The organism is Burkholderia sp. AU38729 (assembly GCF_020419725.1).
In the GTDB taxonomy this organism is placed as follows: domain Bacteria; phylum Pseudomonadota; class Gammaproteobacteria; order Burkholderiales; family Burkholderiaceae; genus Burkholderia.
In genome coordinates, this window is sequence record NZ_JAIZQO010000012.1 from 226,973 (window position 1) to 249,761 (window position 22,789).

At 67.1% G+C, this 22,789-nt stretch carries 19 protein-coding genes; 11 read left to right on the forward strand and 8 right to left on the reverse strand.

Going from position 1 to position 22,789, the window contains the following annotated elements:
* Positions 1-123: 123 nt before the first annotated feature.
* Together LGM56_RS29600 and LGM56_RS29605 are read right to left on the reverse strand one after the other, a co-directional pair.
* Positions 124-1,767, reverse strand: a complete 1,644-nt coding sequence (locus LGM56_RS29600; protein WP_226207528.1) for a ShlB/FhaC/HecB family hemolysin secretion/activation protein — start codon at positions 1,765-1,767, stop codon at positions 124-126.
* 477 nt (positions 1,768-2,244) lie between these two features.
* Positions 2,245-3,261, reverse strand: a complete 1,017-nt coding sequence (locus LGM56_RS29605; protein WP_226207529.1) for a 1-aminocyclopropane-1-carboxylate deaminase — start codon at positions 3,259-3,261, stop codon at positions 2,245-2,247.
* Positions 3,262-3,458: 197 nt separating this feature from the next.
* Here LGM56_RS29605 and LGM56_RS29610 point away from each other — a divergent pair, with 197 nt between their 5' ends.
* The 6 genes from LGM56_RS29610 (at position 3,459) to LGM56_RS29635 (ending at position 10,816) form a co-directional block, all read left to right on the forward strand.
* Positions 3,459-3,959, forward strand: coding sequence for an Lrp/AsnC family transcriptional regulator (locus LGM56_RS29610; RefSeq protein WP_089497880.1), 501 nt, complete (start codon positions 3,459-3,461; stop codon positions 3,957-3,959).
* Positions 3,960-4,203: 244 nt separating this feature from the next.
* A complete protein-coding gene (gene poxB, locus LGM56_RS29615) occupies positions 4,204-5,925 on the forward strand; it encodes a ubiquinone-dependent pyruvate dehydrogenase (RefSeq protein ID WP_226207530.1) in 1,722 nt (573 codons plus the stop codon).
* Positions 5,926-6,433: 508 nt separating this feature from the next.
* A complete protein-coding gene (locus LGM56_RS29620; protein ID WP_226207531.1) occupies positions 6,434-7,024 on the forward strand; it encodes a class I SAM-dependent methyltransferase in 591 nt (196 codons plus the stop codon).
* 154 nt (positions 7,025-7,178) lie between these two features.
* The gene (locus LGM56_RS29625; protein WP_226207532.1) at positions 7,179-8,615 is read left to right on the forward strand and encodes an alkaline phosphatase; all 1,437 of its coding nucleotides are present in this window, start codon (positions 7,179-7,181) and stop codon (positions 8,613-8,615) included.
* Between the two features lie 32 nt (positions 8,616-8,647).
* Positions 8,648-10,039, forward strand: coding sequence for an alkaline phosphatase (locus LGM56_RS29630; RefSeq protein WP_166889152.1), 1,392 nt, complete (start codon positions 8,648-8,650; stop codon positions 10,037-10,039).
* A 33-nt stretch (positions 10,040-10,072) separates the two neighbouring features.
* The gene (locus LGM56_RS29635) at positions 10,073-10,816 is read left to right on the forward strand and encodes a hypothetical protein (protein ID WP_226207533.1); all 744 of its coding nucleotides are present in this window, start codon (positions 10,073-10,075) and stop codon (positions 10,814-10,816) included.
* Positions 10,817-10,937: 121 nt separating this feature from the next.
* Here LGM56_RS29635 and LGM56_RS29640 read toward each other — a convergent pair whose 3' ends face one another.
* The 5 genes from LGM56_RS29640 to LGM56_RS29660 form a co-directional block, all read right to left on the reverse strand.
* Positions 10,938-12,077 carry an acyltransferase family protein gene (locus tag LGM56_RS29640; RefSeq protein WP_226207534.1) on the reverse strand — a complete coding sequence of 380 codons (1,140 nt, stop codon included), beginning with the start codon at positions 12,075-12,077 and terminating at the stop codon, positions 10,938-10,940.
* The gene (gene blaOXA / locus LGM56_RS29645) at positions 12,074-12,883 is read right to left on the reverse strand and encodes an OXA-1043 family class D beta-lactamase (protein ID WP_226207535.1); all 810 of its coding nucleotides are present in this window, start codon (positions 12,881-12,883) and stop codon (positions 12,074-12,076) included. The genes LGM56_RS29640 and blaOXA overlap by 4 nt, the downstream gene beginning before the upstream one ends.
* A 161-nt stretch (positions 12,884-13,044) precedes the next feature.
* Complete coding sequence (locus LGM56_RS29650; protein WP_226207536.1) at positions 13,045-13,257, reverse strand: hypothetical protein; 213 nt, start codon at positions 13,255-13,257, stop codon at positions 13,045-13,047.
* A gap of 225 nt (positions 13,258-13,482) precedes the next feature.
* Positions 13,483-14,472: an RDD family protein gene (locus LGM56_RS29655; protein ID WP_226207537.1), complete on the reverse strand. Its 990-nt coding sequence runs from the start codon at positions 14,470-14,472 to the stop codon at positions 13,483-13,485.
* A 504-nt stretch (positions 14,473-14,976) separates the two neighbouring features.
* A complete protein-coding gene (locus tag LGM56_RS29660) occupies positions 14,977-16,128 on the reverse strand; it encodes a porin (protein ID WP_089497873.1) in 1,152 nt (383 codons plus the stop codon).
* Between the two features lie 572 nt (positions 16,129-16,700).
* Between LGM56_RS29660 and LGM56_RS29665 the strand changes: the two genes are divergently transcribed.
* The 3 genes from LGM56_RS29665 (at position 16,701) to LGM56_RS29675 (ending at position 19,609) form a co-directional block, all read left to right on the forward strand.
* Entirely contained in the window at positions 16,701-17,738 is a 1,038-nt protein-coding gene (locus LGM56_RS29665) for an ABC transporter substrate-binding protein (RefSeq protein WP_226207538.1), read from the forward strand.
* 69 nt (positions 17,739-17,807) lie between these two features.
* Positions 17,808-18,773, forward strand: coding sequence for an ABC transporter permease (locus tag LGM56_RS29670; RefSeq protein ID WP_089457454.1), 966 nt, complete (start codon positions 17,808-17,810; stop codon positions 18,771-18,773).
* Positions 18,774-18,787: 14 nt separating this feature from the next.
* Positions 18,788-19,609 (forward strand): quaternary amine ABC transporter ATP-binding protein, encoded by an 822-nt coding sequence (locus LGM56_RS29675; protein WP_226207539.1) that lies wholly within the window; start codon positions 18,788-18,790, stop codon positions 19,607-19,609.
* 146 nt (positions 19,610-19,755) lie between these two features.
* Here LGM56_RS29675 and LGM56_RS29680 read toward each other — a convergent pair whose 3' ends face one another.
* The gene (locus tag LGM56_RS29680; RefSeq protein ID WP_089428486.1) at positions 19,756-20,688 is read right to left on the reverse strand and encodes an MBL fold metallo-hydrolase; all 933 of its coding nucleotides are present in this window, start codon (positions 20,686-20,688) and stop codon (positions 19,756-19,758) included.
* A 651-nt stretch (positions 20,689-21,339) separates the two neighbouring features.
* Here LGM56_RS29680 and LGM56_RS36850 point away from each other — a divergent pair.
* Together LGM56_RS36850 and LGM56_RS29685 are read left to right on the forward strand one after the other, a co-directional pair.
* Positions 21,340-21,471: a hypothetical protein gene (locus tag LGM56_RS36850; protein WP_264171019.1), complete on the forward strand. Its 132-nt coding sequence runs from the start codon at positions 21,340-21,342 to the stop codon at positions 21,469-21,471.
* Positions 21,472-21,860: 389 nt separating this feature from the next.
* A partial coding sequence (locus tag LGM56_RS29685) for a hypothetical protein (protein ID WP_226207546.1) occupies positions 21,861-22,789 on the forward strand: 929 nt, incomplete at its 3' end.

Genomic DNA, 22,789 nt, shown 5'->3' on the forward strand with positions numbered 1-22,789 from the left:
GCGCGTGTGCGCGACGAAGCGAAACGGATGGAGCGGATGGATTCGCCCCTTCGGAATGCGGGCAGCGGGGCTGCCCGCCGGTGCGGTTCGGCCGACTTGAGGCCGCCCCGGTTGCTCGGTTCCTTAGAAATACTGCGCGGCCTGCAGCCAGACACTCGGCGCGCGCGTGACCCTCTGCGAGCGGTCCGCGTTGCCGAGCGGCCATGCGGCGGTGATGCTGATCTGCCGGTTGGCGCCGTACCAGCTCGCGCCGACACCCGTGCCGGACAGTTGCAGCGTGTTGAGCTCGTTGCGCACCCACGGCTGCTTGTTGATCTGCATCCGGCCCGTGTCGACGAAGGTGCTGACCTGCCAGCCCGGCGTGGCGAGATAGCGCAGCTCGGCGCTGGCCTGCCAGCCCTGGTCGCCGCTGCCCGCGCCGAGCGCGTAGGCGCGCACGCCGTACGGGCCGCCGAGGCTGAATTTTTCCGACGAGTCGAGATTGCGCGACGCGAGCTGCGCGCTGAATTGCGTGTAGAACTGCAGCCGCGAGCCGAGCGCCTGCAGTCGCATCGCATTCACGTTGAGCTTCGCGAAACTGCCTTGCGTGTGCGAGAACCGGTTCATGCCGAGCGGATCGTTGCTGCTCATCCGGCCGAGGCCGAGCGTGGCCGAGAACGCGTTGCGGCCGCCTCCGAACCGGTCGTCATTGCTGTTGCCGGTGACGGAAAACGACCACAGGTCGACGCGCTTGTCGCTGACGAGGTCGAACACGCCGTAGTCGTCGCGCAGGTGCTTGTTCTCGTAGAGGACCTGCGCGCTGGCGCTCGCGCGCCGGCTGCGCAGCAGCGGCTGCGTGACGAACGCGCTGCGCACGCTCGCGCGGCCGTGATAGCCGAGCGGGCGCATCTCCTTGCCGAGCCGGTAGCCCATGTCGGAAAAGGCGACGCCGATCCGTGTGGACGCGGGGCCGACCGGCACCTGGTACATCGCGCGGTAGTACTGCTGGTTCGTATTGCTGGTGAGGCCGCGTAGCGAGAATTGATCGCCGAGCCGCAGTGGCGAGTTGACGGTGACGGCCCCGGTGGCGCGGTAGCGGCCCGTGACCGGATCGCCGTAGTTGTCGAGTTCGAGCGAGCCGGTGGCGAACGGTGCGCGCGCCGCATCGACGATCAGGTCGGTGGTGCCGGGTGTCTCGCCCGCGCGCAGCGTGCCGCTGGCCGTGACGCCCGGCAGCTCGCCGAGCAGCGTGAGGCTGCGTTCGAGATCGGCGCCGCGCACGACGTCGCCGGGCCGCAGTGTGCCGAGTGGCTGGCGCAGCACGCCGTCGAGCACGCGCGAGTCGTTGCGGAGTTCGATCCTGCCGTAGCGACCCTCGACGATCGCGATGCGCACGACGCCGTCTTCGATATCCTGTTGCGGCAGGTAGGCGCGCGCGAATACATAGCCGCGTTCGCGGTACGCGACGGTGATCCGGTCGGCCGCGGAACGAAGTTCGTCGAAGCCGAGATCGCGGCCGACGAGATCGGCGAGCAGTGCCTGCAACCGCGCGGTGTCGAGAACCTGGTTGCCTTCGATGTGGAATGCGCGAACGGACACGCGCGAGCCGGCTTCCGCATCCGACGGCACGGCCGGCGCGGCAGCGTTGCCCGACGGCGGCATCGCGATATCCGGTGATGCGGGGGCAGGGAGCGCCGGACGGACGGTTTCAACGTCGCGCAGCGACTGCCCGGCATTCGGCACTTGTGCGTGCGCGAGACCGGATTGCGACAGCGCGATGCCGAGCATGCACGCACAACGCAGGACGGAACGAAGTGGGGGGCCGGAGCCGGGTACGGCGCTGGCACGGCGAGCGGCCGCCGGTTTGCCGCCGGGTGGGGGGATCGCCTGGCGAGCCGAATCGCGGCCGGCAGACAGGCAGGAGAAACAGCGAATGGACCGAATTTCTGACCTCGAGCGTGTGGACACCTGCCCCGGCACGTCGATGGTCGAACCGGTTAATCAGGAGGCCGGCTGATGGTACGAAACGCGTTCACGGTTGAATATTGAACAAGTACGAGTGGTCGTGGATAAGTGATCTGTCTTGTCGGATTTTTCTGATCGAAATGTGCCGATGCGGGAAAACCGGGTGCCGGCGTCCGGCATGAGGACGACCGGCGTGCGCACACGTCCTGGTGGTCCGGCGAGCGGGCCGGATGGTTCGCAAGCTGCCGACCGGCGGCGGACAGGCATCGCCTGTCGTGCCGGCGGGTCATCGCGACGGTGTCACCCGTTCCGGAAAATCTCGCTATATGCGCTCAACGCCGGCACGCCGCCGAGATGCGCATACAGCACCTTCGACCCCGGTTCGAATTCGCCAAGCCGTACCTTGTCGATCATCCCGTGCATCGATTTCCCTTCGTAGACTGGATCGGTCAGCATGCCTTCGAGCCGCGCACACAGGCGAATCGCGTCGAGCGTGCCGTCGTTCGGCAGCCCGTATTCGGGGCCGGCGTAGCGCGTGTCGAGCACCACGTCCGCTTCAGTGATCGGCCGGCCGAGATCGACGAGTTCGGCGGTGTGCCGCGCGATGCGCGTGATCTGCTCGTGTGTGCGCTCGGGCGTGGCCGACGCATCGATCCCGATCACGCGGTCGGCGCGACCGTCGGCCGCGAAGCCGACGACCATCCCCGCCTGCGTGCTGCCCGTGACCGAGCACACGACGATGTAGTCGAACTTGAAGCCGAGTAACGCCTCCTGCGCACGCACTTCTTCCGCGAAACCGACGAAGCCGAGCCCGCCGAGCGGATGCTCGGAGCAACCGGCCGGAATCGGGTAGGGCTTGCCGCCCGCCTGCCGCACGCTCTCCATCGCTTCTTCCCAGCTGCGGCGAATGCCGATGTCGAAGCCGTCGGACACGAGCCGCACGTCCGCGCCCATCATGCGCGACAGCTGGATGTTGCCGACGCGGTCGTACACCGGATCTTCGTAGTTGACCCAGTGTTCCTGCACGAGCACGCATTTCATCCCGAGATGCGCGGCGACGGCCGCGACCTGGCGGGTCTGGTTCGACTGCACGCCGCCGATCGACACGAGCGTATCCGCGCCTTGTGCGAGCGCGTCGGGGACGAGGTATTCGAGCTTGCGCGTCTTGTTGCCGCCGAACGCGAGGCCGCTGTTGCAGTCCTCGCGCTTCGCATACAGCTCGACCTTGCCGCCGAGGTGCTCGCTCAGGCGCTTGAGCGGCTGGATCGGCGTCGGGCCGAACGTCAGCGGATAACGGGGGAAACGTTGCAGGTTCATCGGCGGGCTCCGGAAAGCGGTGGACGGGGCGGGTAATCGGTTCGCTCGGTTGCGGCCGGCAGGCCGTGTTCCGACGAGAAAAATGATAGGCAGAAGCGCGAGAAATGAGCTTGCGAAATCAATTGCGGCGGCCTACGTTATCGACGATACGAGAACGTAATAAGCAATTTTGATTCGTTGAGAAGGAGGATGACGCAATGAAATTAGATCGAGGCGGCGCATCGCCCGCCGACGCCGCACCGGCGCTCGATCGCATCGACCGCGCGATCCTGCGGCAGCTGCAGCAGGACGCGTCGATCTCCAACGTGAGCCTCGCGGCGAAGGTGAAGCTGAGCGCGCCGGCGTGCCTGCGGCGCGTCGAGCGGTTGAAGGAAATGGGGCTGATCCGCGGCATCGTCGCGCTGCTCGACCCGAAGCCGCTCGGTGCGGGGATGCTGGTCGTGATCGGCTTCGTGCTGGATCGCTCGACGCCCGAAGCGTTCGCCGCATTCGAGAAGGCCGCGCAGAAAGTGTCGGGGTGCGTCGAGTGCCACGTCGTGACCGGCGAATTCGACTACTTCATGCTGGTGCGCACGCGCGACAACGACAGCTTCAACCGGCTGCACGCCGAACAACTGCTGTACCTGCCGGGGGTGCGGCAGGTGCGCTCGTTCATGGTGCTCAAGGAGATTCTGTCGACGCATGCGCTGCCGTTGTAGGTGCGCGTGTTCGACGAATGCACGCCGGACTGGCGCCTGGCATGCCCGTCAACCCGTCCATTTGCCGACGAAACGGCGACAGTCGCCCGACACCGCCGAAAGGGACCGAACGAAACGCGCGCAAGCGCATTGCACCTTCACGACGCCGCGCGAAGCGATCGCGTATGCTCGTCGCGTTCGGTGGCGAAGGCGGCCACCTGAGCCGATTCATTCGTGTGACGACCCATCAACGAGCGAGGACAGCATGGCCAAACAGACGATGGCGGAATACCTGGCGAAGACGCTGGCGGCAGCGGGCGTCGAGCGCATCTGGGGCGTGACGGGCGACAGCCTGAACGGCCTGTCGTTCAGCCTGAGCCAGATCGGCTCGATCCGCTGGATGCATACGCGGCACGAGGAAAGCGCCGCGTTCGCGGCCGGCGCGGATGCCGCGTCGACCGGGCGGCTCGCGGTGTGCGCGGGCAGTTGCGGCCCGGGCAACCTGCACCTGATCAACGGGCTCTACGACTGCCACCGCAATCACCAGCCGGTGCTCGCGATCGCCGCGCACATTCCGTCGACCGAGATCGGCCTCGGCTATTTCCAGGAAACCCATCCGCAGGAGCTGTTTCGCGAATGCAGCCACTTCGCGGAGCTCGTGACGAATGCGTCGCAGTTCCCGCGCGTGCTCGCCCGCGCGATGCGTACCGCGATCGACGAGCGGGGCGTCGCGGTGATCGTGCTGCCGGGCGACATCGCGCTGGGCGACGGCCCCGACGAAGCACCCGCATGGAGCGAATCGTCACCGCCGTCGATCCTGCCGGCCGATGCCGATCTCGACCGGCTCGCGGCGCTGCTCAACGCGTCCGACGCGGTCACGCTGCTGTGCGGCAGCGGCACGCAAGGCGCGCACGACGAGGTGGTCGCGCTGGCCGACACGCTCGGGGCGCCGGTCGTGCATGCGCTGCGCGGCAAGCAGTTCGTCGAATGGGACAACCCGTTCGACGTCGGGATGACCGGGCTGATCGGCTTCAGCTCGGGCTATCACGCGATGGAATCGTGCGACACGCTGCTGATGCTCGGCACGGATTTCCCGTACCGGCCGTTCTATCCGTCGAACGCGAAGATTGCGCAGATCGACTGGAAGGGCTCGCAGCTCGGCCATCGCGCCCCGCTCGCGCTCGGCCTCGTCGGCACCGTGAAGGAAACGATCGCGGCGCTGCTGCCGCGCCTCACGCGCAAGACGCAGCGGCGTTTCCTCGAGAATGCGCTGAAGCACTACGCGGCGGCGCGCAAGGGCCTCGACGATCTCGCGGTGGCCGAGCCGCCGGGTCGGGCGATCCATCCGCAATACCTGACGAAGATCGTCGACGAAGTCGCGGCGGACGACGCGATCTTCACGGCCGACGTCGGCACGCCGACGCTGTGGGCCGCGCGCTACCTGACGATGAACGGCAAGCGGCAGCTGCACGGCTCGTTCAATCACGGGTCGATGGCGAACGCGATGCCGCAGGCGCTCGGCGCGCAGGGCGCGCATCCGGGGCGTCAGGTGGTGTCGTTGTCGGGCGACGGCGGGCTGTCGATGCTGCTCGGCGATCTGCTGACCGCGCGCCAGCTCAAGCTGCCGATCAAGATCGTCGTGTACAACAACAGCCTGCTCGGCTTCGTGTCGATGGAGCTGAAGGCGGCCGGCTATCTCGACACGAACGTCGACCTGAGCCCGACCGACTTCGCGGCGATCGCGAAGGGCGCGGGCATCTTCAGCGTGCGGGTTGAGCATTCGGAAAACGTCGAAGAAGCGCTGCGCATGGCGTTCGCGCATGACGGGCCGGCGGTCGTCGACGTCGTCACGTCGAAGTATGAGCTCGCGATGCCGCCGAAGATCGAACTCGCGCATGCGAAGGGCTTCAGCCTGTTCATGCTGCGCGCGATCCTCAGTGGGCGCGGCGACGAGATCGTCGAGCTGGCGAGAACCAACCTGCGGTAATGCGGTGCCGCGCGCGATGCTGCAGGCAGCGCGCGCGGCGTAACGCATCGATGAGCGTGCGGGGGCGTTCGTCACACGCGGCTCGGCTTCGCCGAAGTTTCGCGGCGCGACGAGGACGACGAAGGCTTGCCGTTCGCGGACGTCCTGACGCGCTCGACGCGTTGAACGAGCGGGCATGCCGACCGCCGACGATCTCGCCGCGATCGAGACCGCACTGCAGCAAATCGGGATCGTCGGCGAGCGCTATCCGGCGCACTTCCAGCAGCGCATGGACCGCTGACCGGGCGCGCCAGCTGATCCGGCACGAATTGATCAGGCAAATCAGGGTCAATCTTCACGTCAGCTTAAGTTTGCGTTTCCTAGAATCGATTGACACGTCGTGTGTACAGCGACGGACCGATTCGCTTAGGAGGAGGATGCGCATGAACCCAACCCGTGTCGCCGTAGCCCCGTTCCGCGCGGTCATCGGCACGCCGCCGCTGGCCGCGCAAGCGCCGGAGGCCCGCCGATGATGTGGCCGAACGCGTGGCGTGTCTCGGCACTGTTCGTGCGCGAGTGGGTCGGCCGTCCGGCCGCGGTGGGCGCGTTGTGCCCGAGTTCGCGGCAGCTGGCGCGCGAAATGGCCGACGCGGTGCCGGACGGCGACGGGCTGGTCGTCGAGCTCGGCGGCGGCACCGGCGCGATTACCGCGGCGTTGCTCGAACGCGGTGTCGCGCCGCGGCGGCTCGTGGTGGTCGAGCGTTCGCCGGCGTTCGTCCAGCATCTGCGGCGACGCTTTCCGGGCATCACGATCGTGTCGGGCGACGCGCGGCAGCTCGAACGGCTGCTACCGACCGATGCACGCGTCGACGCGATCGTGTCGTGCCTGCCGCTGCGCACGCTGCCGCGTCAGGACGTGACGGCCATCATCGACCAGTGCCATCGCGTGCTGTCCGCCGACGGCGTGATGATCCAGTTCACGTACGACCTGCGGCCGCCCGGCCGTCATCCGCTCGGCGATTCGGCATTCGTTGCCTGCGGCAGCCGGATCGTGTGGGCAAATATACCGCCTGCGCGCATCGTGACCGTGCGCAGCCTCACCGCCGAACACGCGGAATGACGTCGCCTCCCAAGGGGCGCTCGATCGTGGCGCCTCGCTCTAGCCTTTCATAAATCCTTCTGATCCTTCCAATTTTCATTCATATTGCCGTCACATCAGGTTCCTACCATCGCCTTTCATTTCGAAAGCATCAATGGCGGGGGGAACCGGCAACATGAATCGAATCAAACTGGCGGCGCTGCTGTGCGCGGGCGCCTTTGCACTGGCCGGATGCGGCAGCGACGACGGCCCGACCGGCAGCACGTCGCCCGCGCCCGTGCAGGCGGCGGCGCGCAACGTGATCTTCTTCCTCGGCGACGGCATGGGGATCACGACGTTGACGGCCGCACGCATATACGCGGTCGGTGAAGACGGCGCGCTCACGATCGATACGCTGCCCGAAACCGCGTTCGTGAAGACCTATTCCAACGATGCGCAGGTGACGGACAGCGCGCCGTCGATGTCGGCGTACATGACCGGCGTCAAGACCAACAACGAAGTGATCTCGATGTCGCCCGACACGAAGGCGATCGAGCCGACCGCGAGCCTCACCGGCAACTGCGGTGCGAACAACGGCAAATCGGCGACGACGCTGCTCGAGATCGCGAAGGCGCAGGGGCTGGCCACCGGTGTCGTGACGACCACGCGCGTCACGCATGCCACGCCGGCGGCGACGTATGCGCACGTGTGCCATCGCGACGCCGAGAACGACATCGCCGCGCAGCTCGTGCCGGGCGGCGCGGGCTACAACGGCGCGCTGGGCGACGGCGTCGACGTCGTGCTCGGCGGCGGCACGCAATTCTTCGTGCCGAAGGACGGCGGCGGCAAGCGTACCGACGGGCGCAACCTGGTCAACGAGCTGAAGGCGAAGGGCTATGCGGTCGCGCAAAACCGCGACGACCTGCTGGCCGCGGATGCGACGAAGGGCGGCAAGCTGGTCGGCCTGTTCGCGTCGAGCCACCTGAGCTACGACCTCGATCGCGGCGCGACGAAGGAGCCGAGCCTCACCGACATGGCGACGCGCGCGCTCGACGTGCTGCAGAAGAACCCGAACGGCTATTTCCTGATGGTCGAAGGCGGCCGGATCGACCACGCGCTGCACGACACCAATGCGAAGCGCGCGCTGCAGGATACGGTCGCGTTCGACAACGCGATCAAGGCCACGATCGACAAGGTGCGCAAGACCGATCCCGACCTGAAGAACACGCTGATCGTCGTGACGGCCGACCACGACCACACGCTGGTGCTGAACGGCTATGCGGCGCGCACCGGCAAGACCGAGGCGGGCAAGCCCGGCGTGCTCGGCGTGCTGCGCAGCTACCAGACGGGCGCGGTCGCGAAGGATGCGGACGGCGCGCCGTACACGATCATCGGCTTCGGCAACGGCGAGAACCGCGTGCAGGGCAGCCGCGCGGGCACGGCGCTCACCGACGCGGTGACGGGCGCCGACGACTATCGCCAGGAGGCGGTCGTGCGCATGGACAAGGGCAACGAGACGCACGGCGGCACCGATGTGTTCCTCGGTGCGATCGGCCGCGGCGCGGATGCGTTCCACGGCGTGATCGAGAACAACAAGGTGTTCGAGCTGGTGCGCAACGCGGTGCAGCTGTGAGCGCCGACCATACGGGTACAGGGGAATACAGGATGTCGACCATCAAGTGCATCGCGGCGGCGCTGGCCGTCGCGGGTTTCGCGTGCGGCGCGGCGCAGGCCGCCGGCCAGGCGAAGAACGTGATTTTCTTTCTCGGCGACGGCATGGGGCCGACGACGGTGACGGCGAGCCGGATCTACAAGGTCGGCGAGTCGGGACAACTGACGATGGAGAAGCTGGCCCGCACCGCGCGTGTCAAGACCTTCTCGAACGACGCGCAGACGACCGACAGCGCACCGTCGATGGCCGCGTACATGACCGGCGTGAAGATGAACAACGAAGTGCTGTCGATGTCGTCCGACACGCGCGCGGTCGCGCCGGGCAGCGACGCCAACGGCAACAAGACCGTCAACAACTGCGCGCCGGGCAACGGCCAGCCGGTCGCGACGCTGCTGGAGCTCGCGAAGGCGCGCGGCAAGGCGGTGGGTGCGATCACGACGACCGAACTCACGCACGCGACGCCCGCCGCGACCTATTCGCACATCTGCCATCGCGATGCGCAGTACGACATCGCCGCGCAGGCGGCGCCGGGCGGCGCGGGCTACAACGCGGCGCTCGGCGACGGCGTCGACGTGCTGATGGGCGGCGGCCGCAACCACTGGACGCCGTTCGATCCGGTGGCGAACAAGCGCGGCCGCGCGGACGGGCGCAACCTGCTCAACGAGATGAAGGCGAAGGGCTACACGGTCGTCGCGACCCGCGATCAGCTCGCGCAGGCCGGCAACGGCAAGCTGGTCGGTCTCTTCAGTTCGACGAGCCATCTCGAGTACGAACTCGACCGTGTCGCGGGCAAGGGCGAAGGGCCGACGCAGCCGAGCCTCGCCGAGATGACGTCGAAGGCGATCGACGTGCTGTCTAAGAATTCGAACGGCTATTTCCTGATGGTCGAGGGCGGCCGGATCGATCACGCGCTGCACGGCACCAACGCGAAGCGCGCGCTGGAGGACACGGCGGCGTTCGACGAAGCGATCCGCGTCGCGCTGTCGAAGGTCGACCTGTCGAACACGCTGATCGTCGTGACGGCCGACCACGACCACACGATGACGATCAACGGCTATTCGAAGCGCGGCAACCCGATTCTCGACATCAGCCGCAACTATCGCGACGGCCAGCCGAGCAAGGACGCCGACGGCAACACCTACACGACGCTCGTGTTCGGCAACGGCGCGAACCGGCCGAACGTGCGCGCGTCGGTCGATTCGGCCACCGCGACGAACGAAGCGTATCTGCAGGAAGTCGGCGTGCGGATGGGCAGCGCGGGCTCGGAGACGCACGGCGGCGGCGACGTGATGCTGTTCGCCGACGGCGCGGACGCGAAGGCGTTCAAGGGCACGATCGACAACACGAAGGTGTTCGGTCTCGTGCGCTCGGCGTTCGGTTTCTGAATCCGTTGACTTCATGAGGAACGGGAACGTCCGATGAAACGTCAGCTTCTCTGCGCGCTCGCTTGCGGGTGGGTTGCGCTGCCGGCCCTTGCAGCGGCCGATCTCGACGCCGTGCTGCTGCACGAGAGCCGCACGGTGACGGCCGATGGCGTGACGCGCACGACGATGTATCGCGAACGGATGGTGCGGCGCGACGGGCATGTGTGGGTCGAACGCGTGCTGCCCGTCGCGGCGGCCAGCGGTCATGGCGACGATCACGACCATGATCACGACGCGGGCGGTCGCACCGGCGTGCAGCCGGCCGCCGCCCACGCGGGCCACGCGGGCCACAAGCATTTCAACTTCCAGGCAGCCGCGCGGCATGTGACGTACGACGGCAAGACGGCGCGCATCGAGTACGTGGACGCGGCGCACCGGACGGTCGTCAGCGTGCCGCCGGCCGAGTACGAAACCACGGGCTTCGACGGCTCGTGGGACAACGCGTACTACGTCACGCCGCCGTCGCAGTTGAAGCGGCTCGCGGCGGCGAAGCGCGGCGACGCGCCCGGCACCCGCTGGTACGAACAGGCGGTCGACACGCCCGGCGCGCGCGGCGTGAACCGGATCCTGTGGAGCGAGACGCTGCAGGCGCCGCTGTCGGTCGAATACCGGAGCGCCGACGGGCGCGTCGTGCGCAAGCTGACGCTGACACCGGCGCCGGCCGCGCGGCGCGAGACGTTGCCGTGGCAAACGCTCGCCAGCTATACGCGCAAGGAATACGCGGATTATCTCGACTGATCGGCGAATTCGACCATCTGTACGCGGGGCTTGCGGTCAGGCCAGCCGGTATCGTCAAGCGATGCGGCCGGGCCCTGGCCGATTTTTTTGCGGCTGGCCGGCAGCCATTGCCGATGACACGCTAGAAGCGCGCACCGTCCGGCACGCGCGTTGAAGGCCGCGACGCGACGCGCTTGATGAAACGGTCGAGCGGTGTCGCATAGCCGCGCGCGATCGCCGCGCTCAGTGCCGCCGACAACACCAGATACGCAATCAGCAACAGCAGCTTCGTGTCGCCGTGCGTGGCCGACGGCGGCCAGACCGTGCGCAGCCCGCCGAGCACGATCAGGTGGAACAGGTACAGCTCGTAGCTCAGCTTGCCGGCGCGGCCCAGCGGCGCGAGCAGGCGGCCGTGCACGCGCTCGCCGCTGACGTGCGCACCGATCAGCAGCACGGCCGTGCCGAGCGCCATCGCGGTGACGCCGGCGACATGGCTTTCCGCAATCGGCCAGGCGAGATAGAGCGCGGCCATCGCCGCCGCGACGGGCCATTGCACGAACGGCGCGGCCAGCCGCTGCCCGTTCACGCGTTCGGCCAGCAACGCGGTGCAGCAGCCGATCGCGATCCCGTCGAACGACGCGAAGTACGCATAGAGGAACCCGCCTTCGTCGCCGGCATGCGTGAAGCGGTACACGGGTCCGATCGCGGCGATGACCACCCAGAACGCGACCAGCCGTGCATCGCGGCGCAGCGCGATGCACAGCAGCGGGAACGACAGATAGAACACCTCTTCGACCGACAGCGACCACAGCACACCGAGCGCGTAGTTGACCCACCCGTATGCGCCGATCAGCACGTTCATCCAGAACGTCAGCGACGCGAGGCTCACGAGCCAGAACGACACGGCGATGCCCTCCGGCGCATGATTCTGGAAGATCGGCACGCCGGCCGCCGCGAGACCGTTGACGAGCGCGAGCAGCAGGAGCAGGCACGGGACGATGCGCGCGAGACGCGACACGTAGAACGCACGCACGTCGACCGCGCCGAGGCTGCCCCAGCGGCGGCGCGCATTCGACGTGATCAGATAGCCGGAGATCACGAAGAACATCGTCACGCCGTAGTTGCCGTTGCGCGCGATCGCATGCACGGCATCCCAACCGAATACGCGTGCCAGCGACGTGTCGCGCAGCGAGTAGGGGATGTTGAAGTGGTGCAGCAGGACGAGCACGATCGACACGCCGCGCAGCAGGTCGATCCGCGCGTTGCGCGGGCCGGTGCTCATTGCGGCCTGCCCGGTTCGGCGAGGGCCGGCAATGTTGCCAGGAACGTATCGCGTGCGCGCAGGCCGGCGTTCGGCGTCTGCCGCTCGTCGTCCTGGATCAGGTACGCGAACGCGACCTTGCGCGGCCCCTTGGCCGCCCAGCCGACGAACCAGCCGTACGCGTGCGACGCATCGTACTTGCGCCCCGGCGACCCGGTGCCCGTCTTGCCATGCACGATCCAGCCGTCGGGTTGCGTGTCGATCAGCGTGATGCGCTCGGTCATGTCGTACGCGTGCGCGCTGACAGGCAGCGTCCGGTTCGCGATCTTGCGCATGAAGGCGACCTGCTCGAGCGGCGAGATGCGCAGCGACGCGTTGACCCATGCGCCCATCACGCCGTTCAGTTCGCCCGTCGGACTGGTCGCGTCTTCGTTGCCGTAGCCGAAGGCGGTCGTGTACTGCTGGAAGCGTGCCTGCCCGAGCGCCTGCGTGACCTGCTGCGAGTACCAGAAGATCGACAGCTTCATCCAGCGCGCCGGGTCGGTCGGCTCGCGCCACGGTGCGCCGCCCCAGTCGGGGTAGCCGGCGTGGAAGTCGAGCGCCGGGGTGTGTGCGTCTTTCAACACGCCCGCATCGAAGCCCATCAGGCTGATGGCGACCTTGAACGTCGACGCCGGCGTCACGCGGGTCGCGCAGTCGCCTTGCTGCACGAGCATCCGGCCGGTGGCGGCATCGGCGACGACGGTGCAGATCGGGCGGGCATCGGAAGTCGCGGCGGCCAGGAGGCCGGCGGCGAAGGTGAACAGCGCGCGGCGCCAGTGCTTCAAGTGACACTCCTTCGGGTGGGGTGGCGCACAGTGTATCGACGGGTGGCCGGCTGTCGACCTGTCATGGTTGACGGGACGGCAGGCGGTTCATGACACGGGATGACACGATCGAACCCGGATATCCGGGGATGTCGTGCAGTCACGGGGCAATGCGCCGCCGATCAATATTCGGCAATGGCGTAATAGATCCCGAGGCACGCAACGGCGATGAGCGGGAGCGCGATGGTGATGAAGGCAATACGCCGGATGCCGCGCAGGCGCGTCACGCCGACATACAGGCAGAGCGATCCGAAAAAAAGCGTCACCGGCCAATAGATGGCGCCGTAAAGAACCGGGACGACCCAGATCGGCAGGTCGATACCGATGTCACTCATTCAGGGTGCTCCGTTGTCTGTGTGGACGTGGGTTCCATCGTGTTCAACTGGCGTCACGATCCGACGTGGCGACTCCCGACGAGCGTTCCACATGGGCCTGCACTCGCCGGTATCACTGGCCCCGTGCGGTGCCGTCGGCATCGTTGCGTCCGCCGTGCGCCCATTCGCTTTCGTCCGGCGGACGAGCATGGCGCAGCGGAGTGAGAGGCGGTCAGGCTCGCATCGTCACGTCGACCCGGTGCCGGCGGTCGCGGCCCAGTCTGCAGGCGAGCGACCCATGAAAAACTGGGTTCGCCACGTCGCAATGCCAAGATTGACCGCGCGGACGCTCACCACGTTGACGAGATCCTGCTTTCGCAGCCAGGCCGATGACGCAAGCGCTGCGTGCGCGACAGCGGTCGCCCCGGCCTTGTTCATCAGCGCCGGCGTGCTCGTGAGCACGGTAATGGTGGCGATCGCCTTCGGTGGCTGGCCTGCGGGGCCGACCACGCGCGTGTTGCCGATCCAGACACCGCTCTGGATCACGCCCGGAACGGTGGATGCCGCATGCTGGATCTGACGGATATCGGCCATGCGATCGTCATCGATCAGCCGCGTTGTCGCATAACGACTGCCGGCGAGCAGAAGCAGGCCAAGGACGGCCAGGATCGCCCAGTGCTTCCGGCCAACCGGCGCGACATCCTCGACGGGGGCCGCGACACGCACGACCCTGCTGGCGGTGAGCAGATCCTGTACGGACTGGCGGCTCGGCCGGTTGAAAACGAACAGGTACAGCAATGCCAGGCCCCAGAAGAATACGATCGCGCCGTTTGCGGTGGCGAGCCATTCCGTGCCCGGCTCGTGAAGCGCGGGCAGGTCGATGAAGCTGATGCCGCCGAGGATCAGCGGAACGGCGATCAGCGCGTACCGTGCCCAGGCGCGGAGGTACCCGGGACCGGGTCCGTCAGGGGCGGTGCTGTCGGCAACACGGATCTGCATCACCCGCTTGCCGAGCGATTGGTGTCGACTTCCGCCCTCGAGCAAGCCGAAGTAAATCGAACCGATCAGGAATCCGATCAACCTTCCCCATTCGCCAAGCGTCGAAAGGGCATCGAAGAACCCGATCGCGATCACGAGCCCGATCAGGCCGAGAACGATCGAATCGATCGAAAAGGCGGCGGTGCGTCGCCAGAAGCCGGCATCGCCGTGCGTTTTTTGATTTTCGTTGCCGTCCATTGCCGTAGCCCCCGATGCGTGGTGTGAGTTGAGCCGTTTGGGCTCTTTGCGGCGCGTAGCCGTCTGATTGCCGATGCCGATACCGCCCCGCTGGTGACAGGCAGATCATATCGACCGGCTTGACGTGGAATTGCAAACTATTGTGAGCAATGCGCAAGCGCGAACGTCTTCCATCCCGCAGGCGGCGTGGCTGCGATCGATCCGAACGCGGCGCGGGGTGCGCTGCCGCATGGGGTGCGCAAGCCCTGCGAACGTATCGGCCGGGCATCGGATCGAGACCGGCACCGACGGACATGAAAGGCTGGAGACGATTGTCGTGGATTTTTGTGAGGCCGTCGAACGCGTGGGTCCGGCTTGGCGACGGAGTCGATGTCGCGCACGCGCGCCGGATTCCGGCGACGAACCATGAAAAAACCCGCCGGCAGGCTGGCGCTTGCGGGCGGGCAAAGACACCTCGGGCAGACCCGCGCGGGTGTCGCGTGAAGAACGGAGAACCGGGTTACATCAGAACTTGTGGCGCAGCGCGACGCGCACGGCCACCTGGTTCGACGTCGACGACGGCGCGTCGGTACCGGGGATGAACGCGTTGTCGAGGATCGAGTTCGTCTTGTCGCCGGCGATGTGCTGGTACGCGGCCTGCACGTACACGTCGGTGCGCTTCGACAGGTTGTAGTCGGCCATCAGCCCGGCCGAGTGGATCTTCGGCTTCGCGTTGCCGGTCGACGCGTCGTACTTCTCGAGCGACAGCACGTACTGCGCGCCGACCATGAACGCCGGCGTGACCTGGTACGAACCGTTCACCTCGAAGTTCTGGTACTTGATCGCGCTGACCGTCGCGCCCGGGGCGATGATCGCGCCCGGCGTGCCGAGGTAGCCGTTGCCGGTCGGGTTCTTGTAGTTCGAGTTCGTGTACGCGAAGCCGACCGTCGCCGGGCCGAACGTGTAGTTGATGCCCGCGCCGAACACGCGCATGCGCTCGGCGATGTAGCTCGCGTCGTTCGCGGTGATCGCGCCGGCCGAGCCGTTGCCCGGATGGTTCGCCTGCAGGTACGCGGCGCCGATCAGCAGGCCGTTGTTCTGGTACTGCGCGCCGAAGCTGTACGCGCGGTTGTCCGAGAAGCTCGTGCTGTTGCTGAAGCTGTATGCGCCGCCGAACTGGAAGCCGCCGAAGTTCGGGCTCGCGTACTTCACCGTGTTGTCGAGGCGGAACGAGTTGTCGGTGTTGTCGTTGTCGAACGGGTGCGCGAGCAGGTAGCCGCCCCAGTTGCCGTTGGCCGTGGTCGGCGCGAGATAGTCGACGACGGAGTCGTACTGGCGGCCGAACGTCAGCGTGCCGTACTGCGCCTGGCTCAGGCCGACGTACGCCTGGCGGCCGAACATGCGGCCGCCCTGGTTGAGCCGGCCGCTGTTCACGTCGAAGCCGTTCTCGAGCTGGAAGATCGCCTTCATGCCGCCGCCGAGATCCTCGCTGCCCTTCAGGCCCCAGCGGCTGCCCTGCGCGTAGCCGCTCGCCATCTCGTAGACGTGGCCGGTGCCGACGTTGTTCGTGTAGTTCAGGCCTTCGTCGATCACGCCGTACAGCGTGACGCTGCTTTGCGCGAACACGGGGGCCGCGAAGGTTGCCGTTACGGCGAGCGCCGTCAGGGTCTTTTTCATTGAGAGATCTCCGTGATATCCAGCTGGTATCGGTTGTCGTGAGCGCGCCCGGCGTGGCGCGCCCCGTCATCCGGGGCGACCCGATGCAGCGCGCGCGGCGCCGGGTCGCGCATGGCGCGGCGGCGCGGCAACCGGCAGCGTCGGGTCGTGTCTCCTCCGATGACACCGCGCATTCTTCCCAAGCCGGCACGGAACCGAAAGCGAGTAATTTCGATGGATGGGATCGGGTTCGCCAATGGGGTCGCGACCGCCCGTTTCGACAGTCGAAACGGGGCGCGGCGTGCCGCGCTGCAATGCCGGCCGCGCAACGGCCGAACGCGGGGGCGGCGCGGCCCGCGCCGGGCCTTTCACGGGCTCGGAGAATCGGCCGAGAGGCCCGTCCGGCGGGCCTGGCAGGGGTGCCGGAAGATCGATTGACGCCGCCGATTGCAATGATCGGAATTACTCGTTTCCCTAAACAAATTGGCGGCGGAAACATGCAGGCTGACCGGACGTGGATACGTTCACGCTTCGCCGGTCGCCGCGCATGCCGCGACGCACAAACAACAGATTCGATTTGGAGACGACCCACCATGCAGATTCGACGACTGAAAACGGTCCTTCTCGCCGCCGCGGCGATCCTGTCCGCGCCTGTCGCCCACGCGGCCGGCGGCGCGTGCACCGACGGCAAGACGGTCCATTTCGCGGGCATCACGTGGGAAAGCGGGTCGTTCGCGACCGAAGTGCTGCGGCAGGTCATGGAGAAGGGCTACGGCTGCAAGACGGACGTCGTGCCGGGCAGCACGGCCGCCACCGAAACGGCGCTCGCGCGCAACGACCTGCAGATCTGGGCCGAGCAGTGGACGGGCCGCAGCGAGATCACCGCGAAGGCCGTCTCGTCGGGCGCCGTGAAGCTGATCGGCGACACGCTGCCGGGCGGCACGACGGAAGGCTGGTTCGTGCCCGACTACGTGGTGAAGGGCGATCCGGCGCGCAACATCAAGCCGGTCGCGCCGGGGCTCGTGTCGGTCGACGATCTGCCGAAGTACAAGCAGGTGTTCGCCGACGAGGAGGAGCCGGACAAGGGCCGCTTCCTGAACTGCCCGACGGGCTGGGACTGCGAGCGCGTGAACACGCGCCTCTTGCGCGTGCTGAAGCTCGACCAGTCGTATACGAACTTCCACCCGGGCACCGGCGCGGCGCTCGACGCGGCGATCGCGTCCGCGTACCAGCGCGGTGCGCCGATCGTGTTCTATTACTGGGGCCCGGCCGCGCTGATGGCGAAATACAAGTTCACCGCGCTGAAGATGCCGGCCTATAACGAAGCCTGCTGGAAGACGTTGCGCGACGAGAGCAGCACGCACCAGTGCGCGTCGTCGTACATGGTGTCGCGGCTGACGGTCGGCGTGTCGAAGCCGTTCGCCGATGCGAACCCCGATCTCGTCGGCGTGTTCGGCAAGGTGCGTTTCCCGATGGACTTCCTGAACCAGACGATCCTCGAGATGACCACGAAGAAGATCGACGGCGCGGCGATGGCCACGCAGTTCCTGAAGACCCGCCAGGACATGTGGAAGCAGTGGGTGCCGGCCGACGTCGCGCAGAAGATCGCCGGCAGCCTGAAGGGCGCGTAACCTGCGCGCGGCGGCGGGCCCGTGCCCGCCGCCGCCGTCACGCGCCTTCGCGGCGCGACGGAGAATCAAATGAACGGCTTCTTTCTGCACCTGTCGATCGCCGACTGGGTGAACAGCGCGCTCGAGACGTTCGTCGCGCAATACGGCGACGGCTTCCATCACTTCAGCGTGCTGGTGCTGCGCTACCTGCTCGTGCCGCTCGAAGGCGCGCTGCGCGTGGCGCCGCCGTGGCTCGTGCTGCTGGTGGTCGGCGCGATCGCGTGGAACGCGACGCGCCGCATCGGCCTCGGCGCGCTCTTCATGCTGCTGCTTTACGCGATCGGCTGCTTCGGCCTGTGGGACAAGCTGATGCAGACGCTCGCGCTGATGCTCGTCGCGACGGTGCTGTCGGTCGCGATCGGCGTGCCGGTCGGCATCCTCGCGTCGCGCAGCGCGTGGCTGCGGCGGATGCTGCTGCCGGTGCTCGACGTGATGCAGACGCTGCCGAGCTTCGTGTACCTGATCCCGGTGCTGATGCTGTTCGGCCTCGGCAAGGTGCCCGCGATCCTCGCGACGATCATCTATGCGCTGCCGCCGCTGATCCGCCTGACCGATCTCGGCATCCGCCAGGTCGATCCGGACGTGACGGAAGCCGCGCGCGCATTCGGCACGACGCGCTGGCAGCTGCTCGTCAACGTGCAGTTGCCGCTCGCGCGGCCGAGCATCATGGCCGGCATCAACCAGACGACGATGATGGCGCTGTCGATGGTCGTGATCGCGTCGATGATCGGCTCGCGCGGGCTCGGCGAGGACGTGCTCGCGGGCATCCAGACGCTCGACGTCGGCAAGGGTACGCAGGCGGGGCTCGCGATCGTGATTCTCGCGATCGTGATCGACCGGATCAGCCAGGGCTTCGGCCAGGAGCGCCGCGCCCGGCGGCGGCTCGCGCAGCAGCGCCGGCAGAAGGGCGCGTCGCGGGTGCCGTACCGGCTGCCGCGCAAGGCGCAGTCGGCGGGCGTCGATTCGAATCAGGCGACGCAGTCGTCGCGGGCATAGGAACGGAGACAGACATGGCGACCATCGACGTCAAACACGTGTACAAGCTGTTCGGGCCGCAGGCCGCGCATGCGCGCGTGCTCGACCTGTTGCGCTCGGGCAAGCGCAAGGCCGACGTGCTGGCCGAAACGGGCTGCAACGTCGGGCTCAACGACGTGAGCCTCGGCATCGAGTCGGGCGAGATCTTCGTGATCATGGGGTTGTCGGGTTCCGGGAAATCGACGCTCGTGCGGCACTTCAACCGGTTGATCGAGCCGACGGCCGGCGAGATCGTGATCGACGGCCGCGACGTGATCAAGCTCGACGCGCACGGGCTGCGCGAGCTGCGCCGCTTCAAGGTCAGCATGGTGTTCCAGAACTTCGGGCTGCTGCCGCACCAGACCGTGCTCGACAACGCCGCGTATGCGCTGCGCACGCGCGGCGAGAAGCGGCACGATGCGGCCGAGGCCGCGCGCAACTGGCTGACGAAGGTCGGGCTCGACGGCTATGGCGATCATTACCCGGACGAGCTGTCGGGCGGGATGCGGCAGCGTGTCGGGCTCGCTCGTGCGCTGGCGGCCGATACCGACGTGCTGCTGATGGACGAGGCGTTTTCCGCGCTCGATCCGCTGATTCGTACCGAGATGCAGGATCAGCTGCTCGAGCTGCAGGCGACGCTTGCGAAGACGATCGTGTTCATCACGCACGATCTGGACGAAGCGTTGCGTATCGGCGACCGGATCGCGATTTTGCGCGACGGCACGCTCGTGCAGGTCGGGACGCCGGACGATATCCTGTCGCGGCCGGCGGATGATTATGTCCGGCGGTTCGTGGAGAAGCGCACGAGCGTGAATTGACGGGAGCATGAAGAACGGCACGCCGCGACGGGCAGCGTGCCTTTTTTCGGCGCCACGGCGACGACACTTTATCGTCCACGAAAAACCGCCGCGAGTCTCGTGGACACGCGGCGGTTGCGTCGTGATCGTCGAGCGCCGATCCGTGATCAGTAGTCCCACAGAACCGGCACGAACCGGAATCCGTCGCCGTTCCTGGCGATATGACCGATGGACGGAAACGCGACGTGCGCGGCGGCCAGCAGCGCGCCGGTCTCGGCGGCTTCATTGAACAGCGCGATACGCACGGCGGCAGCCGTTTCAGGATCGTGCTCGAAGCCGTTTTGCCACTCGGGATGATCGAAGTTGACTTCGAAGATCGCATCGCCCGCGAACGTCAGCTTCTCGCCGTTCGATGCGATGTCCACGACGCAGTGCCCGGGCGTGTGCCCGCCCGTCACGCGCGCCGACACGCCTGCGGCGACTTCCACGGTCTGGTCGAACTGGACGATGTTTTCGCCGTAGAGCGTCACGAATTTCTCGGCTGCCTTGCGCAGGGCCGGCGGCACCGTTTCGGGCATCACCGTCTTGCTGAAGTCGGGATTTTTCCAGAACGCCACTTCCGCGGCCGATACGTGAATGCGCACGTCCGGCCGCAGCTTGGCCTTGACGCCGTCGACGTTCAGCCCGCCGACGTGATCCATGTGCATATGGGTAATCACGATATCGGTGAGCGCGGACAAATCGATGCCGGCCGATTCCAGACGCATCACCGACTTCCCGGCGCGCGTGAAGTACTCGAAGCCGTCGCCCACGCCGGAGTCGATCAGGATCAGGCGTTCGCCGCTGCGCACGAGCGCGATGTTCAGCGCCCAGTCGAACATGTCGCGTTGCAGGAAACGGCCGTCGAACCAGGCATTGCGGTCCGCTTCGCTCACGTTGGTGGACATGGTGGAGGTCGGTAGCGGCAGAATGCCGTCGCTGATCAGCACGACGTCGACGTCACCCACGCGGACGGCGTAGCGGGACGGCACGAGTTCGCCGGAACCTGGCTTGCCGAGGTCGGAGATAACCGGCTGAACATTGCGGGTGGTTTCGCTCATCATCAATAGTCCTATTCATCAAGTGGGGTAAGTCGCACTGCAGGGTGCGGTTCACGAGCACGACCACGAATTTCGCGCGTTTCGCTTCGCTCGCCTTTCAACCGGGCGTGAGAAGGATTGTAGTCAGGGGGATGAAAGGCGGAAGCACCGCGAGCGCACACATCATGTTGTTCGACCGGCAACAATCGACGACGGGCGGGAAGCGATGGGCAAGGCGACGGGCGGATGGGTCGACGTGCCGTTCATCGACCGAGACGCTTCATTTCCGCAGACGGTTGCGTGGTGGCTGCACGCCGTGTATGAGGTAATTCGGCCGGACGCGCATGCGCTTGCGACCGGGACGTCCCTGTGAAACGTGAAGCGGCCTGCCGACCCGCGGCCGCTACTTCGTGCCGAGCACGCAAGCGAGCGGATGCGACGGTACGCCGTTGCGATGGACGGCAGCCGACGCCCGGCGTCGGTCATGAGGCGAGCCAGCGTGTCGGGCAGGTACGCATCGTACGGCGCGCGCTCGATGTCGCGTCCGGTAATCGCGGCGATGCCACTGCGTCTGACGACGCGACGCAGTTCGCCCAGGCCGTTGGGTTCCGTGTGCTGCACCGCAGCGGGACGTGCATCGCCATTCCTTCGCGTCCGCCGGCCGGAATCCTCATGCCAATCGATCACCCGATCCGCGCGTGCCGGCGCTCGCCGCTGACCGGCGCCGAAGAAAAAGCGACCTATCACATTCGAAACATTTCTGAATGGCGCTTTATCGGGGTTTTTAACGCCTCGGCGGAATGAATTCGCGCGCGTCCTTGCCGGGGCGTGGGTTTGCGATCGAGATCGAATATCCGGCACGACAGGCCAACCCGAATGCGGCCCCAACGGCAATCTCAAAAATGAAACATGGCGCATTTGCCGTGCCCGCGCCGGCCTGATCGGCAAGCCCTTGAATGCAAACGGGAAAGGCATCTGCGCGTCGCGGACGCCGCGGTATCGTGCGGCTCCGCACGTTTCAGCGTTGAAACACGCGTGGCGTGCCGAAGTCGCGCGGGGCTGGCCATGTCGCGTGAAAAATCCCACGGTCTGTTTGTATTCGGGCCGCCTGGCGGCGTGGCATCGCTGATGCGTGATGTCGTCCGGATTGGTGCGGTCGGCCAAGCCGTTCCTCGTTACTTCAGGAGGATTTCATGCGTAAGACTTTATTGGCGTCCGCTGCGCTTCTCGCCCTGGGATGCAGCGGCTACGCGATGGCGAATCCATGCAGCAGCAATGCCAGTTCGACGTGCAGCCAGAAAGCGGATGACGGATCGAACACGCTCAGCAATTCGGTCAGCTCAAGCCAGACCAGCACCACCGGGTCCAATGCAAATGAAGTCTCGCCTGGCGCGAGCGTCTATCAGGATTCCTACAACAGCACCAAGATCGTCGCGATCAGCAAACTCGACGGGTACGTGAGCAATGTCCAGGTCTGGGGCATTGGCAACAACGCGACCAATTCGGGCAGCGCGGCCGGCGGAAGCGGTGGCAAGGGCGGCAATGGCTACGGCTACGGCGGCGCGGGCGGTAACGGCGGCGGCGGCGGTGCGGGCGGCGGCGGCGGGAAAGGCGGCAGCGCGCATAACGGCAGCGCCACGGCAGGCAACGCCAGCAACGGCAGCGCGACGGCCGGCACCGGCAACGGCGGTGGCGGCGGAACCGGCGGTTCGCCCGACGCCAGCGGCGGGGCCGGCGGCAAGGCCACGGCGAGCGGCGGCTATGGCTCCGGCAAGGGCGGCGGCGCCATCGCGGCTTCGGTCGGCGTAGGCGGCTCCGGCACGGGCGCCGGCACCGGCTGGGGCGGCGGCACCGGCACGGCCGATGCCGGTTCCGCATGGGCCAAGAATCATGGCAGCGGAAGCGCGTCGGCATCGGCCGGCAGCGGCACCGGTACGGGCACGGGCACCGGCAGCGGTTCGGGTAGCGGCACGGGCGGCGCAGGGTCGGCAGGCACGTCGACGGCTTCGGGCGGATCGGGCTCGGGTACCGGCGGCAGTGGTGCGGCCGCGGGCGGCACCGGCGGCGCGGCGACGGCCGCGGCGGGCAACGGCGGAGCCGGCGGCGCGGGCACGGGCGGCGG